This is a genomic window from Bacteroides caecimuris, from assembly GCF_001688725.2.
In the GTDB taxonomy this organism is placed as follows: Bacteria; Bacteroidota; Bacteroidia; order Bacteroidales; family Bacteroidaceae; genus Bacteroides; species Bacteroides caecimuris.
In genome coordinates, this window is record NZ_CP015401.2 from 3,857,682 (window position 1) to 3,874,329 (window position 16,648).

Annotated in this window: 15 protein-coding genes and 5 tRNA genes; 2 read left to right on the top strand and 18 right to left on the bottom strand. The window is 42.1% G+C overall.

What is annotated here, in order from left to right:
* Window positions 1-4: 4 nt before the first annotated feature.
* The 16 genes from rpoB to rpsU form a co-directional block, all read right to left on the bottom strand.
* Window positions 5-3,817, bottom strand: coding sequence for a DNA-directed RNA polymerase subunit beta (rpoB, locus tag A4V03_RS16750; RefSeq protein ID WP_065539684.1), 3,813 nt, complete (start codon window positions 3,815-3,817; stop codon window positions 5-7).
* 104 nt (window positions 3,818-3,921) lie between these two features.
* Entirely contained in the window at window positions 3,922-4,296 is a 375-nt protein-coding gene (gene rplL / locus A4V03_RS16755; protein ID WP_004296358.1) for a 50S ribosomal protein L7/L12, read from the bottom strand.
* 47 nt (window positions 4,297-4,343) lie between these two features.
* On the bottom strand, window positions 4,344-4,862 hold the full coding sequence (gene rplJ / locus A4V03_RS16760; RefSeq protein WP_004310893.1) for a 50S ribosomal protein L10: 519 nt from the start codon (window positions 4,860-4,862) through the stop codon (window positions 4,344-4,346).
* Window positions 4,863-4,877: 15 nt separating this feature from the next.
* The gene (rplA, locus tag A4V03_RS16765) at window positions 4,878-5,576 is read right to left on the bottom strand and encodes a 50S ribosomal protein L1 (protein WP_004310894.1); all 699 of its coding nucleotides are present in this window, start codon (window positions 5,574-5,576) and stop codon (window positions 4,878-4,880) included.
* Between the two features lie 15 nt (window positions 5,577-5,591).
* Window positions 5,592-6,035: a 50S ribosomal protein L11 gene (gene rplK / locus A4V03_RS16770; RefSeq protein ID WP_004296361.1), complete on the bottom strand. Its 444-nt coding sequence runs from the start codon at window positions 6,033-6,035 to the stop codon at window positions 5,592-5,594.
* Window positions 6,036-6,096: 61 nt separating this feature from the next.
* A complete protein-coding gene (nusG, locus tag A4V03_RS16775) occupies window positions 6,097-6,639 on the bottom strand; it encodes a transcription termination/antitermination protein NusG (RefSeq protein ID WP_004296362.1) in 543 nt (180 codons plus the stop codon).
* Between the two features lie 17 nt (window positions 6,640-6,656).
* A complete protein-coding gene (gene secE, locus A4V03_RS16780) occupies window positions 6,657-6,848 on the bottom strand; it encodes a preprotein translocase subunit SecE (protein WP_004296363.1) in 192 nt (63 codons plus the stop codon).
* Between the two features lie 14 nt (window positions 6,849-6,862).
* Window positions 6,863-6,935 (bottom strand) — tRNA-Trp (locus A4V03_RS16785).
* A gap of 53 nt (window positions 6,936-6,988) precedes the next feature.
* Window positions 6,989-8,173, bottom strand: a complete 1,185-nt coding sequence (gene tuf, locus A4V03_RS16790; protein ID WP_065539685.1) for an elongation factor Tu — start codon at window positions 8,171-8,173, stop codon at window positions 6,989-6,991.
* Window positions 8,174-8,224: 51 nt separating this feature from the next.
* Window positions 8,225-8,296: transfer RNA gene (locus tag A4V03_RS16795), tRNA-Thr, on the bottom strand.
* 10 nt (window positions 8,297-8,306) lie between these two features.
* Window positions 8,307-8,379: transfer RNA gene (locus A4V03_RS16800), tRNA-Gly, on the bottom strand.
* A 28-nt stretch (window positions 8,380-8,407) separates the two neighbouring features.
* Window positions 8,408-8,490, bottom strand: a tRNA-Tyr gene (locus A4V03_RS16805).
* 78 nt (window positions 8,491-8,568) lie between these two features.
* Window positions 8,569-8,642: transfer RNA gene (locus tag A4V03_RS16810), tRNA-Thr, on the bottom strand.
* Between the two features lie 96 nt (window positions 8,643-8,738).
* Window positions 8,739-9,038, bottom strand: coding sequence for a ribosome hibernation-promoting factor, HPF/YfiA family (hpf, locus tag A4V03_RS16815; RefSeq protein ID WP_065540484.1), 300 nt, complete (start codon window positions 9,036-9,038; stop codon window positions 8,739-8,741).
* Between the two features lie 16 nt (window positions 9,039-9,054).
* A complete protein-coding gene (gene xerC, locus A4V03_RS16820) occupies window positions 9,055-9,936 on the bottom strand; it encodes a tyrosine recombinase XerC (protein WP_065539686.1) in 882 nt (293 codons plus the stop codon).
* 73 nt (window positions 9,937-10,009) lie between these two features.
* Window positions 10,010-10,201 carry a 30S ribosomal protein S21 gene (gene rpsU, locus A4V03_RS16825; RefSeq protein ID WP_002558090.1) on the bottom strand — a complete coding sequence of 64 codons (192 nt, stop codon included), beginning with the start codon at window positions 10,199-10,201 and terminating at the stop codon, window positions 10,010-10,012.
* 187 nt (window positions 10,202-10,388) lie between these two features.
* Between rpsU and A4V03_RS16835 the strand changes: the two genes are divergently transcribed.
* Entirely contained in the window at window positions 10,389-12,170 is a 1,782-nt protein-coding gene (locus A4V03_RS16835) for an aminopeptidase P family protein (protein WP_065539687.1), read from the top strand.
* Between the two features lie 118 nt (window positions 12,171-12,288).
* On the top strand, window positions 12,289-12,810 hold the full coding sequence (locus tag A4V03_RS16840) for a gamma carbonic anhydrase family protein (RefSeq protein WP_065539688.1): 522 nt from the start codon (window positions 12,289-12,291) through the stop codon (window positions 12,808-12,810).
* Between the two features lie 1,007 nt (window positions 12,811-13,817).
* Here the strand turns inward: A4V03_RS16840 and A4V03_RS16850 are convergent.
* Window positions 13,818-15,041, bottom strand: coding sequence for a 3-deoxy-D-manno-octulosonic acid transferase (locus tag A4V03_RS16850; RefSeq protein ID WP_065539690.1), 1,224 nt, complete (start codon window positions 15,039-15,041; stop codon window positions 13,818-13,820).
* A 13-nt stretch (window positions 15,042-15,054) separates the two neighbouring features.
* Window positions 15,055-16,572, bottom strand: coding sequence for a glutamate--tRNA ligase (gltX, locus tag A4V03_RS16855; RefSeq protein ID WP_065539691.1), 1,518 nt, complete (start codon window positions 16,570-16,572; stop codon window positions 15,055-15,057).
* Window positions 16,573-16,648 lie beyond the last annotated feature (76 nt).

The window sequence follows — 16,648 nt, forward strand, 5'->3', positions numbered from 1 at the left end:
TATTTTATTCTAGGTTGATACTCAAACCTAAACCTCTCAACTCGTGTAACAATACGTTCAAGGATTCCGGAATACCTGGTTGTGGCATCGGTTCACCTTTCACAATTGCTTCATAAGCCTTCGAACGTCCTACTACGTCATCGGATTTGATAGTCAGGATTTCCTGCAGGATATGAGCTGCTCCAAAACCTTCGAGTGCCCAAACCTCCATTTCTCCGAAACGCTGACCACCGAACTGAGCTTTACCACCAAGAGGTTGCTGAGTAATCAATGAGTACGGACCGATAGAACGAGCATGCATCTTGTCTTCAACCATGTGGCCTAACTTCAACATATAAGTTACCCCCACAGTAGCTGCCTGGTCAAATTGTTCACCTGTACCACCATCGCAAAGATAAGTTTTACAGTAACGAGGCAATCCTGCCTTGTCTGTCCAGTGATCCAGATCTTCCATGGTAGCACCGTCGAAAATAGGAGTCGCAAATTTCACACCCAAAGTCTTTCCGGCACGTCCAAGTACAGCTTCAAAAATCTGACCAATGTTCATACGAGAAGGCACACCCAACGGATTCAATACGATGTCAACCGGAGTACCATCGGCCAAGAATGGCATATCCTCCTGACGAACAACACGGGATACAATACCCTTGTTACCGTGACGACCGGCCATCTTATCACCCACACCAATCTTACGTTTCTTAGCAATATATACTTTTGCCATCTGGATAATACCAGCAGGAAGTTCATCACCAATCGTAATAGCAAACTTCTTACGTTTCAATTCAGCATCCAGCTCTTTGTATTTCTTAATGAAATTCATCACCAGATCACGAATCATACCATTAATATGATCGTCACTCGTCCAGTTACTCAACTGAATAGAAGTAAAGTCTAGTGAATCAAAATCAGAAGCACTGAACTTAGAACCTTTCGCAATAACTTCTGCACCCAAATAGTCTTTCACACCTTGAGAAACCTTACCTTCAGTCAAAGTCATCAGTTTCTTAACCAAGATACGTTTCAAGTCAGCTACCTTAGATTCAAATTCGTCATCAATCTTAGGCAACAATGCTTTATCAGCCAGTTTAGAGCTACGATTCTTAATCACACGTGAGAAAAGTTTCTTATCAATCACAACACCTTTCAAAGAAGGAGAAGCTTTCAAAGAAGCATCTTTCACGTCACCTGCCTTATCACCGAAGATAGCACGAAGCAATTTTTCTTCCGGAGAAGGATCAGATTCACCCTTTGGCGTAATCTTACCAATCATGATATCACCCGGTTCGATACGAGCACCGATTCTTACGATACCGTTTTCATCCAAGTCTTTGGTAGCTTCTTCACTTACATTCGGGATATCAGAAGTCAACTCTTCCATACCACGCTTTGTTTCACGAACTTCCAGAGAATATTCCTCTACGTGAACCGAAGTCAACAAGTCTTCACGTACCACACGTTCGTTCAATACGATGGCATCCTCATAGTTGTAACCCTTCCAAGGCATGTAAGCCACCAACAGGTTCTTACCCAATGCCAATTCACCTTTTTCGGTAGAATAACCTTCAGTCAAGATATCACCTTTCTTCACGCGCTGACCCTTATCGCAAATCGGACGCAAGTCAATTGTCATGTTCTGGTTGGTCTTACGGAACTTAGGTATTCTATATTCCTTCAAAGCAGGTTCGAAACTTACAAATTCTTCGTCTTCCGTACGGTCATACAAAATACGGATAGTAGTAGCATCCACATAATCAACTACACCGTCACCTTCTGCAGTAATTTGCGTACGAGAGTCTCTTACCAACTGACGTTCGATACCTGTACCAACAATCGGTGCTTCACTTCTCAACAAAGGAACTGCCTGGCGCATCATATTCGATCCCATCAATGCACGGTTAGCATCATCATGTTCCAAGAATGGAATCAAAGAAGCTGCAATAGATGCAATTTGCTGAGGAGCAACATCCATCAAATCAACTTCAGATGGTTCTACAACCGGAAAATCTGCATCCTGACGAGACTTGACTCTGTTAAGAACAAAGGTACCATCGTCATTCAACGGAGCATTTCCCTGCGCAATAATCTTTTCTTCCTCTTCTTCAGCAGTCAAATAAATCAGACCGTTATCAGAAAGATCCACTTTTCCATTTTCTACCTTACGGTAGGGAGTTTCAATGAATCCTAGTTCATTAATCTTAGCAAATACACACAATGAAGAAATCAAACCGATATTCGGACCTTCAGGAGTCTCAATCGGACAAAGACGACCATAGTGTGTGTAGTGAACGTCACGAACCTCAAATCCGGCACGTTCACGGGAAAGACCACCAGGACCAAGAGCAGACATACGACGTTTGTGCGTAATTTCAGCCAGTGGGTTTGTCTGATCCATGAACTGCGACAACGCATTCGTTCCGAAGAATGAGTTGATTACTGAAGAAATAGTCTTCGCATTAATCAAATCAATCGGAGTAAACACTTCATTGTCACGAACGTTCATACGTTCACGAATCGTACGAGACATACGAGCCAGCCCCACAGCAAACTGATTAGAAAGCTGTTCACCAACAGTACGTACACGACGGTTACTCAAGTGGTCAATATCATCTACATCCGCTTTTGAGTTAATCAACTCAATCAGATATTTGATGATTTCAATAATATCTTCCTTCGTGAGGACACGCACGTCCATATCAGTCGTCAGATTCAACTTCTTATTGATTCTGTATCGACCTACATCACCAAGGTCATATCGTTTTTCTGAGAAGAACAAGTTGTTGATAACCTCCCTTGCACTCGCGTCATCAGCCGGATCAGCATTACGCAACTGACGGTAGATATACAACACAGCTTCTTTTTCCGAGTTACTCGGGTCCTTCTGCAACGTATTATATATGATAGAGAAATCGGACTGATTCGGTTCATCCTTATGCAAAAGGATATTCTGAACTCCCGACTCCAAAATTTCATCAATATGCTCCTCTTCCAGTACGGTTTCACGGTCGATAATAACTTCGTTACGTTCAATAGAAACCACTTCACCGGTATCTTCATCAACGAAATCTTCAATCCATGTTTTCAAGACACGTGCTGCCAATTTACGGCCTAACACCTTCTTCAGATTTGTCTTGTTTACCTTCACATCCTCTGCAAGGTTGAAAATCTCAAGAATATCTTTGTCATTCTCGAAGCCAATTGCACGTAACAATGTAGTTACCGGCAATTTCTTCTTACGGTCGATGTATGCGTACATCACATTATTGATGTCAGTAGCAAACTCAATCCACGAACCTTTAAACGGAATAATACGAGCCGAATAAAGTTTCGTACCATTGGCATGTACACTCTGACCGAAGAACACACCCGGAGAACGGTGAAGCTGTGACACAACTACGCGTTCGGCACCATTAATGACGAAAGTAGCCTTATCAGTCATGTAAGGAATAGGGCCGAGGAATACGTCCTGAATCACTGTATCAAAATCCTCATGATCGGGGTCCGTACAGTAAAGCTTAAGTTTCGCTTTTAAGGGAACGCTATAAGTGAGCCCACGCTCTATACAATCATCAATAGTATAGCGCGGCGGATCAATATAATAGTCCAGAAACTCAAGAACAAAATTGTTTCTTGTATCGGCAATAGGGAAGTTTTCAGCAAATACTTTATACAATCCCTCATTCTTACGCTTTTCAGGTGGGGTATCTAATTGTAGAAAGTCTTGGAATGACTTCAATTGTACTTCCAGGAAATCCGGGTATTCTAGCGGATTCTTAGTCGAAGCAAAATTAACTCTTTGATTTACAGTATTTGAAGACATCTGTCAATGAATTTGGAGAACTTAATTTGAAATATATACACAAAAAGGTTAAGAATCCTCTTGTGAAGGATTCCTAACCGAATTACCTGATTACCAGGCCAATGTTATTTAAGTTCAACTTCAGCTCCAGCTTCTTCCAATGTTTTCTTCAATGATTCTGCTTCGTCTTTAGCCAAACCTTCTTTTACTGTGCTAGGAGCACCGTCTACCAAGTCTTTAGCTTCTTTCAAACCAAGACCACAAGCTTCCTTAACGGCCTTAACTACTTGAAGTTTAGCTGCACCAGCGCTCTTCAATACTACGTCGAAAGAAGTTTTTTCTTCTGCGGCAGCAGCACCAGCTGCAGGACCAGCAGCAACAGCTACAGCTGCAGCAGCAGGTTCAATACCGTATTCTTCTTTAAGGATAGTTGCAAGTTCATTAACTTCTTTTACTGTCAAGTTAACTAATTGTTCTGCAAAAGCTTTCAAATCTGCCATTTTTTGTATGATTTTAATTGTTTAAATACTTTGTTGATTTTTGAAAATTATTCGGGACGTTCACCAAGAGTCTTGAGAACTCCGTGAAGGGTGTTACCACCTGATTGAAGAGCAGAAATAACATTCTTGGCCGGAGATTGCAACAGGGCAACGATATCGGCGATAACTTCATTCTTACTCTTGATTGAAACGAGAGCATCCAATTGATCAGCACCAATGTAGAAGCTTTCTTCTGCATATGCAGCTTTCAGTCCGGGAATACCGTCTTTCGCTTTGTCTTTGATTAGCTTAGCAGGAACGTTTGCAGTATTGCTAAACATAACAGCAGTAGTACCTTTCAAAGAACCGTAAAGAGGTGAAAAGTCTTCTTCCAAGCTTTCAAGTGCTTTGTGAAGCAGCGTGTTTTTAACCAACATCAATTTGATGTCTGATTTAAAACAATCTCTTCTCAATGCACTGGTAGCAGCAGCGTTCATAGCTGTAACGTCTACCAAGTAGAAGTGACCATATTCCTTTACTGTAGCAGCAATTTGCTCTATAATCGTACTTTTATCTTCCTTTCTCATTATTTCTCTGTTTTATTAGATTTCATCCACTGATTTCGGGTCGATTTTAATACCCGCACTCATTGTACTAGAAAGATAAATACTCTTAATATATGTACCCTTTGCTGCGGTCGGTTTCAGTTTGTTCAGAGTAGAGATGAACTCTTTCGCATTGTCGCGAATCTGATCAGGACTGAATGATACCTTACCGATAGAAGTGTGAACGATACCGCTCTTATCAACTTTAAAGTCAATTTTACCTTGTTTTACTTCTTTTACAGCCTTAGCAACATCCATAGTTACAGTACCACTCTTAGGGTTCGGCATCAATCCACGAGGACCAAGAACACGACCGAGTGCACCAATTTTACCCATGATAGATGGCATAGTGATGATTACATCAATATCAGTCCATCCACCTTTGATCTTTTCAATATATTCGTCAAGACCAACGTAGTCAGCACCAGCTTCTTTTGCAGCAGCTTCAGCATCCGGTGTACAAAGCACCAACACACGTACTTCTTTACCAGTACCATGAGGAAGTGAAACAACACCTCTCACCATCTGGTTAGCTTTACGTGGATCAACACCTAAACGTACATCAATATCCAGTGAAGCATCAAACTTAGTAAAAGTGATTTCTTTTACCAAAGATGCAGCTTCTTTCAGTGAGTATGCTTTCCCTGCTTCAATCTTTTCTGCAGCTAACTTTTGATTTTTTGTCAGTTTACCCATTACAATTGAAGTTTATTAATTATTAACCGGGAACTCCCCTTTTACAGCGATACCCATACTTCTAGCTGTACCTGCAACCATTCTCATGGCAGCTTCCACAGTAAAACAGTTTAAGTCAACCATTTTGTCCTGAGCAATCGTACGAACCTGTTCCCAAGTAAGTTCGGCAACTTTCTTACGGTTAGGCTCAGCAGAACCACTCTTTACCTTAGCTACTTCAAGTAATTGAATAGCAACGGGAGGAGTCTTGATTACAAAATCGAAAGACTTATCTGCGTAGTAAGTAATGATAACAGGTAAAATCTTACCTGCTTTGTCTTGGGTTCTGGCATTGAATTGCTTGCAAAATTCCATGATATTGATACCCTTAGAACCCAAAGCAGGTCCAACGGGAGGTGATGGATTTGCAGCGCCTCCTTTAATCTGTAACTTGATTAGTCCAGCAACTTCTTTAGCCATTTTTTTATTGATTTATATATAAACATTAAACGAAGAACAACAACGGCGTAACAATTCCGCGTTATTCCTTTTCCACTTGCATAAAGCCCAATTCAAGCGGCGTTTTGCGCCCGAATATCTTCACCATGACCTTTAGTTTCTTTTTTTCACTATTCACTTCTTCAATGATACCACTGAATCCGCTGAAAGGTCCAAAAGTAACTTTTACAGTTTCTCCCACTACGTACGGAATATTGAGTTCTTCACCCGTTTCCTGCAGTTCGTCCACTGTACCAAGTATACGATTCACTTCTGATTGTCTGAGAGGCACCGGTTTTTCGGAGCCGCCTAAAAAGCCTATCACATTCGGAGTATTACGCAGGTGATGAGCGACCTCACCAACCAAAGCAGCCTCCACTAAAACGTAACCAGGAAGATAACTTCTTTCCTTCACAATTTTTTTACCATTGCGAACCTGGTAAACTTTTTCAGTAGGAATCAATACCTGAGACACATATTCACCAAGGTCGCTGTTTTTAAGATCAGCTTCAAGATATTCCTTCACCTTAGCTTCTTTACCGCTAATAGCACGCAGAACGTACCATTTCTTTTCAATCTCAGCCATTTTCAATTCCTATTTTTTTAATGTGGATAAACGATTTTTTCCATGAAGTTTTGGAAACAGACATCCATACCCCATACTACCAATGCAATAAGCAGGGAAGCATATAAAACAACTACTGCACTGTTAGCAAGTTCAGAATACGTAGGCCACGATACTTTATGTACAAGTTCGTCGTAAGATTCTTTAATATAAGCTATTACCTTTTTCATTTCAATAATATTAGCACGGGAGGAGAGGCTCGAACTCCCGACACCCGGTTTTGGAGACCGGTGCTCTACCAACTGAGCTACTCCCGTGTGTACATAATCAGTTCCCGATGGAAAACCGGGAACTGATTAATTATTGTGTATTAGTCGATAATTTCAGTAATCTGACCAGCACCTACCGTACGTCCACCTTCGCGGATAGCGAAACGAAGACCTGGGTTCAATGCTACTGGGTAGATCAACTCAACTGTAATAGTTACGTTATCACCCGGCATTACCATTTCTGTTCCTTCCGGCAAAGAGATTTCACCTGTACAGTCCATAGTACGCAAGTAGAACTGAGGACGGTATTTGTTGTGGAACGGAGTGTGACGACCACCTTCTTCTTTCTTCAAGATATAAACCTCAGCTTTGAATTTAGAGTGCGGTTTAATCTGACCTGGTTTACAAAGAACCATACCACGTTTGATTTCGTTCTTGTCAATACCACGCAGCAAAAGACCTACGTTATCACCAGCTTCACCTTGATCCAACAGTTTACGGAACATTTCAACACCAGTTACAACTGATTTCTTATCTTCACCTAAACCAAGGATTTCAACTTCATCACCAACGTGGATAACACCTGTTTCGATACGACCTGTTGCTACAGTACCACGACCTGTGATAGAGAACACGTCTTCAACCGGCATCAAGAATGGTTTATCAACATCGCGCGGAGGCAGTGGAATCCAGTTATCAACTGCATCCATCAGTTCCATAACTTTGTCTTCCCATTTTTCAACACCGTTCAATGCGCCAAGAGCAGAACCACGGATAATAGGAGTATTGTCACCATCGAAATCATAGAATGAAAGGAGTTCTCTCATTTCCATTTCAACGAGTTCCAACATTTCTTCGTCGTCTACCATATCGCACTTGTTCAAGAATACAACCAGACGAGGTACGTTTACCTGACGAGCCAACAGAATGTGTTCGCGAGTTTGAGGCATCGGACCATCAGTTGCAGCACAAACGATGATAGCACCGTCCATCTGAGCAGCACCAGTTACCATGTTCTTTACGTAGTCGGCGTGACCCGGACAGTCTACGTGTGCATAGTGACGGTTAGCTGTTTGATATTCAACGTGAGAAGTATTGATAGTGATACCTCTTTCTTTTTCTTCAGGAGCGTTGTCGATAGAATCGAAAGAACGCAATTCTGAAAGACCTTTCTTCGCCAACACAGTAGTGATAGCAGCTGTCAACGTTGTCTTACCGTGGTCTACGTGACCGATTGTACCAATGTTTACGTGCGGTTTGGTACGTTCAAATTTCTCTTTAGCCATAGCTTTACTTGTTATTTATTTGATTAATAATCAGCATTTACATCCTTTATGAGCTGTTACCGGGATTTGAACCCGGGACCTCTTCCTTACCAAGGAAGTGCTCTACCACTGAGCTATAACAGCGGGAAAAGAGAGCGGAAGACGGGGCTCAAACCCGCGACCCTCAGCTTGGAAGGCTAATGCTCTATCAACTGAGCTACTTCCGCATTCTTGCCAAAGTTGTCACTCTGATTGTGGGCAAAGATGGATTCGAACCACCGAAGGCGTAAGCCAGCAGATTTACAGTCTGCCCCATTTGGCCACTCTGGTATTTGCCCTTTTCAAAATCAAGAAATAAAAGAACTATTTCCAAACAATATGATAATGTTTTATCTTTGTTCTTCGGTTTTCTTTTGAGCCTCTTGTCGGATTCGAACCAACGACCCCGAGATTACAAATCACGTGCTCTGGCCAACTGAGCTAAAGAGGCAAACTTACCAAAAATGCAACCGTCACGTTCTAACGCGAGCGAAACGGCTGCAAATTTAGTTATTTATTTCTTTCCCGCAAAATATTTGGGATTTTTTTATTTATTACGTTGCTTTTCCTTGTATTTAACCAGCTGTTTTCCGAGCGCTTCTACATCTAAATCAATTGCTTCTTCAAATGTATCACATACTTTGCTTGCATAAAATTCCCCATTAGGGACCAATATTTTAATGCCTGCCTCCTTATTTTCAGCAACCTCTGGTTTAACTACCTTTAATGACACCTCTACTTTCTTTATATCTTCGTAATATTTTTCCAACTTGGACACTTTCTTCTGAATAAATGCCTGCAATTGCTCTGACGCATCAAAGTGAATTGATTGAATTCTAATATCCATACTTACCTCCTTTTTTTTAAGCTCTTGGATGAGCTTGTTTATACACTTTTTTAAGTTCTTCAAATGTGGCATGCGTGTAGATCTCGGTAGTTGCAATACTCTCGTGACCCAGAAGTTCTTTTACCGCTTCCAACTCCGCTTCATTATTCAGCATCGTGGTAGCAAAAGTATGTCTCAACACGTGAGGACTCTTCTTCTTCACTGTCGCCACTTTTGACAGGTTCCGTTTCACTAAATTATAGACTAGATTCTTGTAAAGCCGTTCACCATTCTCTCTAACAAAGAAAGCTTCTGACCTTTCCGGAATCATCTCGTTTCTTACATCAATATACTCAAGTATTAACTCGCGCAGCTCATCACCAAACGGAATCAGCCGCTGCTTGTTTCTTTTCCCGGTCACTTTCAGAAGAGAAGCCGAAAAATCTATATCCTTATTATCCAAACCTATTAATTCCGAAAGTCTCATGCCGGTAGCATAAAACACTTCAATAATCAACCGATCCCGACACCCTTTAAATCCTTCACCAAAGTCCGTTTCATCCAGCAACCGATTCATTTCGTTCTCTTTCAGGAACACAGGCAACGGTTTTTTGTTTTTAGGTCCTTTTATTTTACGCAAAGGATCTATAGTTGTTTCTCCCTGCTTCAAGAGATACTTGTAAAACGTCCGGAGCGAACTTAGCTTACGATTTACGGAAGTTGAGGTATACCCTTTATCCATCAATGAAACAATCCATTCACGAATCAGTCCCGCCTCGACCTCTAACGGATTAAATTTTCCATACTCTTCCTGAGCAAACTCCTGCAATTGCTTTATATCTTCACCATACGCAAGAACGGTTTTTTCAGAATAGTTCCGCTCATACCGGAGATAATCAAGAAAAGATTCTATCAACATAATATCGCTACATCTAAAATCGTGCAACGAATGTATGAAAAGAATTCAATAATTCAAAGGAAATTACGAATTATTAATCTTCTACTTGCTGAAGTTGTTGTACGTAAACCGCGCGTTCTTTCTTAAGTCTTTTAGTTACAGACGGTTTGTCAAACTGCTGTCTGCTTCTCAACTCTTTTACAATGCCAGTCTTTTCAAATTTTCTTTTGAACTTCTTCAGCGCTTTTTCAATGTTTTCGCCTTCTTTTACAGGTACTACAATCATTTTGTTACTATTAATATGTTATGATTAAAAAATTCCGCAGTCAAATTGCGCCGCAAAATTACACATACTTTCTTTATTCACAAAACTTTCGGCAAATATTTCTCAAAAACTATTCATAAACAAGCTATTAAATGCAGAAAGTTAGTATCTTTGAAACACTTACATGTCTATAATAATATAATAAAGTATGAAACAGAGCATAAAAGAGCGGGTGCATGCATTGCGCATGACCTTTCATCCCAATTCTATCAAAGCGTTCATTATTCCCAGCACCGACCCTCATCTTAGCGAATATGTGGCTCCCCACTGGATGTCACGCGAGTGGATTTCCGGTTTTACCGGTTCTGCCGGAACGGCGGTTATCTTGATGGATAAGGCTGGATTATGGACCGACTCACGTTACTTTCTGCAAGCTATGGAGGAATTGGAGGGCAGCGGTATTACCTTATATAAAGAGATGTTGCCGGAAACTCCTAGTATTACAGAATTTCTCTGCCAACACTTAAAACCCGGAGAATCCGTAAGTATCGACGGAAAAATGTTCTCTGTGCAACAAGTCGAACAGCTGAAAAAAGAACTGGCAGCACACCAGTTACAAGTTGACATATTCGGAGATCCATTGAAAAACATCTGGAAAGACCGACCCGCCATGCCTGATTCTCCTGCCTTTATTTATGATATCAAATATGCAGGAAAAAGCTGTGAAGAGAAAATATCCGCCATTCGTACAGAGTTAAAGAAGAAAGGTGTCTATGCTTTATTCATATCCGCGCTTGATGAGATCGCATGGACGCTCAATTTGCGGGGAAACGATGTACATTGCAATCCGGTCATAGTAAGCTACCTATTAATCACACAGGATGAGGTGACTTATTTTATTTCACCGGAGAAGGTGACGGCAGAAGTAGAGGCTTATCTAAAGGAACGGCAGATTGGGATACAGAAGTATGATGAGGTAGAGACATTCCTGAATTCTTTTCCGGGAAAAAACATTTTGATTGACCCACGGAAAACGAACTATTCCATCTATTCGTCTATTAATCCGCAATGTTCTATTCTTCGTGGCGAGTCGCCTGTCGCATTATTGAAAGCGATTCGCAATGAGCAGGAGGTCGCCGGCATCCGCGCTGCCATGCAACGGGATGGGGTAGCACTCGTCAGATTCCTCAAATGGCTGGAAGAATCTGTACCTACCGGAAAAGAGACAGAATTAAGTATAGATAAAAAGTTGCATGAGTTTAGGGCAGCACAGCCTCTCTACATGGGGGAAAGTTTCGACACGATTGCAGGATATAAAGAACACGGGGCAATCGTTCATTATTCGGCTACCCCGGAAAGTGACGTGACTCTTCAGCCCAAAGGATTCTTACTTTTAGATTCAGGAGCCCAATATTTGGACGGAACTACCGACATCACCCGAACCATTGCCTTAGGCGAACTTACAGAAGAAGAAAAAACAGATTATACTCTTATATTAAAAGGACACATCGCGTTGGCTATGGCCAAATTCCCTGCCGGAACCCGTGGAGCCCAGCTCGACGTACTAGCCCGCATGCCTATCTGGAACCACAGGATGAATTTTCTTCATGGCACAGGACATGGCGTCGGACATTTCCTGAGCGTACACGAAGGTCCGCAAAGTATCCGTATGAATGAGAATCCTGTCATTTTACAGCCCGGCATGGTTACCTCCAATGAGCCTGGCGTTTATAAAGCAGGCAGTCACGGGATACGTACGGAGAACCTGACGTTGGTTTGCAAAGACGGAGAGGGAATGTTTGGAGAATACCTTAAGTTTGAAACTATCACTTTATGTCCAATCTGCAAAAAAGGGATCATCAAGGAGATGCTGGCAAATGAAGAAACTGAATGGTTAAACAATTACCATCAGACTGTCTACGAGAGGTTGTCACCGGATCTTAACGAAGAAGAAAAAGTTTGGTTACAAGAGGCGACTGCTTCCCTTTAAAAAGAGCTTGTCTGCCCCCGAGCATACTAACACCCGGGGTGTCAGGCTGCTCAAGGCCCGAGTGTCGCGCAACATAGAGCTGCATGAAATAAAAAACTTTATTAGAAACAAATATTATATGGCTTTAATTAAATCAGTACGGGGTTTTACTCCCGAAATCGGAGAAAATTGCTTCCTTGCAGATAACGCAACCATTATAGGAGATGTAAAAATAGGAAATGATTGTAGCATTTGGTTTAATACCGTATTAAGAGGTGACGTCAACTCCATACGAATCGGCAACGGTGTCAATATTCAGGATGGAAGTGTCTTGCATACATTATATCAGAAATCGACTATTGAAATTGGCGATCACGTATCCGTAGGACATAATGTCACCATCCATGGGGCAACCATCGAAGATTATGCGCTGGTGGGTATGGGGGCAACCGTACTGGATCACGTCGTAGTCGGTGAAGGAGCAATCGTTGCCGCCGGTTCTCTAGTATTAAGCAATACCATCATTGAGCCGGGAAGCATTTGGGGAGGGGTACCCGCGAAATTCATAAAAAAGGTAGATCCCGAACAGGCCAAAGAACTGAATCAGAAGATTGCTCATAATTATTTGATGTATTCGCAATGGTATAGAGAAGATAAATGACTCACCCGATAAATCTAGGGGGGCTTCAGCATAAGTTTTGTCAGTGTGGACGGAAAGAACCTGATATCTGTCACCCCTCTCAGAGACGTCCTGAACGCTTTGATTTTTGCGTTGGACGATTCTGCGAAGACGTTTGTGGCTCTGTCAACAAAGGAATTCAAGCCAGCAGAAGGGGGCAGTCCGAAAATCCTGTGGGCGGTTCATGCTTCAATGCAGTCAACAATCACCGGCGGGAGAAAGTTTTCCGACAGGCGCCCCGTTCTGTTAACGGATGCAAACGCAATAGAAGAGAGTTTGTCCGCATTTTGAAAAACGCAACAAGCCATCCATCGGTTTACATCATTTAACAATTAAGCATCAAAATCCGCTTCATCCCCGATTTATGAAGCATTCATTTTCGTTTCTTCACGGATATTAAGTAAATATTTATTCAATTTTAGAACGAAGAGGGAACGAAGGGGAAACGAAGGTGATACGAAGGTGATACGGAGAAGTGACGAAAAAGCAGCGGACAAGCGAGGAAAAGACAAAAAATCAGAATCTTCGGGAAGGCTCCGGAAGGAGCTTGTTTTTTCGTTTTTTTATCAGTCTGTTAACCAAGATTAATCGCCCGGAGTGAACCGCCGAATGGAAAACTTTGGGTACGGATGTTGCAGAACCATCCGATGTAAAAATTAAAGCATTCAGAACACAGTCCAGGGGAGTAGGAAATATACCTCTCTTTATGTTTGGATTATGCAAACTGACAGTGTAAATTCGGGCTATACCCACAGGGTTTTCAGACTGCCCCGTGAAGAGTTTTTTGAGGGTAAAGATACGATTCTTTGAGAAATCCACAGGATTTTACAGGTGAGCCAGATAAAGAGTATGACTCTAACAGGTTAATAAAAACAGCGGGACGTTCTTTCATCAAAACATCCCGCTGTTTTTATAGATCTTGTAAGACTGGTCTTTTTACAAAAAGCGAATTTATCGGATTCGTCTCTTTTCGCCCCTATTTCTTCTAATCAAAAATTAATCATGTGCATAATCTTTTCTGTAGCTCCGGCATTACTAGTCACATAATAACCGGCATTTGTTCCGGATTCATGCAAGAACAATTCATCCGTCAGGAAACGATCCAGCAAAGCTTTCAGTTCATCATAATCTTTGATGGAATAAGCGCCTTTTGCCTCGATCAATTGAACAGCTTCCATAAATTTCTGATACTTCGGCCCGAAAATCACCGGAATGCCATATACAGCCGCTTCCAATGTGTTATGAATACCTACTCCGAAACCACCACCGATGTAAGCTATTTCACCATAACGGTAGATAGAAGACAACAGCCCGAAGCAGTCTATTATGAGGCAATCCGCCTTCAATACATTCCTTTCGTCGGCACGGGTATAGCGCACATACGGCCGTTTCAATTTACCGATAATCTCAACCAGATGATTCTCGTCAATCACATGTGGAGCAATAATCAGTTTCATTTCCGGATGGTTATTGAAATATTCGAGGAATAAATCTTCGTCAGGCCCCCATGAGCTTCCGGCAACAAAAGTAAAGGAGTTGTTTCCTTTAAATTTCTCTACCAACGGGAGTTCTTTCGCTTCTTCACGGATTTGCAACACCCGGTCAAAACGGGTATCTCCCACTACTGTCACACGGTTAATGCCGATCTTCGACAAATAACGTTTGGATGCCTCATTCTGAACAAACAGATGGTCGAAATCTTTCAATACATTGCGGTAAGTTCCACCGTACCATTTAAAGAATATTTGTTCGCGACGGAAGATAGATGATACACTATATACCGGGATACGGCGTTTGTGAAGCTCATCCAGATAATTCTTCCAGAACTCATATTTGATAAAGAACGCCATGCAAGGATTTACAATATGCAGGAACTTCCTCACATTCCGCGGTTTATCAAACGGCAGATAGCAGACAATATCCGCTCCCCGGTAATGCTTACGCACCTCGTAACCGGAAGGAGAGAAAAATGTCAGCAATATTTTATAGTCAGGATACTTCGCACGAATCATTTCTATCAGAGGACGCCCTTGTTCAAACTCCCCCAGCGAAGCAGCATGAAACCAAATATACTGTTCCCCTTTCTCCACTTGCTGCCGCAGGAGTTCATACACCACCCAATGCCCTTTCATCATCTTTCGGGGCTTACGGCTAAACGGAGCAGCCAAATGGACGATAAAGTCATAAATGACTATTGCCAGGTTGTAAAGCATAGTACTGTGTCGATTACTTCAAAACCTCTACCGCACGTTTCATGCGGGCTATCGTCTCCTCTTTGCCCAATACCCAGGAAATATCGAACATGTGCGGCCCCTTTCCTTCACCCACTAATGTCAGACGGAAAGCATTCATAATATTACCAGTATGATAACCTTTCTCTGCAATCCAGTCCATAACGACTTTTTCCTGTCCCGCAATACTAAAGTCTTCAATGCCGGCAATCACTTCTGCCAATTCGGTCATACATTTTGCAGAGTCTTCTTTCCAGCGTTTCTTCACCGTCTTTTCATCATATTCGGCAGGAGCAACGAAGAAGAAGCCACATACGTCCCACAGTTCTTTAATGAAACTTACCCGATCTTTCATCATGCCAACCACAGTCGCCACCTTTTCGAAAGGAGCTTCTACACCATGTTCTTTCAGGAAAGGCAAGAACAGTTCCGCAATTTCTTCGTTGGGTTTCTGCTGTATATATTGATGGTTGAACCATATTCCCTTTTTATAGTCGAACTTAGCACCCGACTTGCTGCAACGGTGAAGGTCAAACAATTTAATCAATTCGTCCATTGACATCACTTCCTGGTCATTGCCCGGATTCCATCCCAACAAAGCCAGGAAATTAATCACCGCTTCCGGCAGATAACCCGATTCACGATAACCTGAAGAGATTTCTCCCGATTTCGGATCGTGCCATTCTAATGGGAATACAGGGAATCCGAGACGGTCACCGTCACGTTTGCTTAATTTTCCATTGCCTTCCGGTTTCAGCAATAAAGGCAGGTGGGCAAATTCCGGCATCGTATCTTCCCAGCCGAAGGCACGGTACAACAATACATGCAAAGGAGCAGAAGGCAACCATTCCTCACCACGAATCACATGGGAAACTTCCATCAAATGGTCATCCACGATATTTGCCAAGTGGTAAGTGGGCAGTTCATCAGCCGATTTATAAAGCACTTTATCATCCAGGATGGATGAGTTGATAATAACTTCGCCACGAATCAGGTCATTCACATGCACGTCTTCATTCGGTTCGATTTTGAAACGAACAACGTATTGTTTGCCTTCAGCAATCAGTGCATCCACTTCTTCCTTCGGCATGGTTAATGAGTTGCGCATCATTCCGCGAGTAGATGCGTCATATTGGAAGTTAGCAATTTCGGCACGCTTAGCATCCAGTTCCTCCGGAGTATCAAAAGCGATGTATGCTTTTCCATTTTCCAGCAAAACCTGCACATATTTCTTGTAGATTTCGCGGCGTTCCGACTGGCGGTACGGACCATATTCACCACCGAAGCTCACTCCTTCATCAAAGTGGATACCCAACCACTTAAAAGATTCGAGTATATACTCTTCCGCCCCCGGAACGAACCGGTTAGAGTCAGTGTCTTCAATACGAAATATCAAGTCTCCGCCATGTTGACGTGCAAATAGATAATTATACAAAGCTGTACGCACACCACCGATGTGCAGTGCTCCCGTAGGACTTGGAGCAAAACGAACTCTTACTTTTCTTTCTGCCATAATTTGGGTTAGTATAGGTAAATCGCGGCAAAATTAAACCTTTTTTTCCACACTATTGTTTTTTTTTGTACTTTTC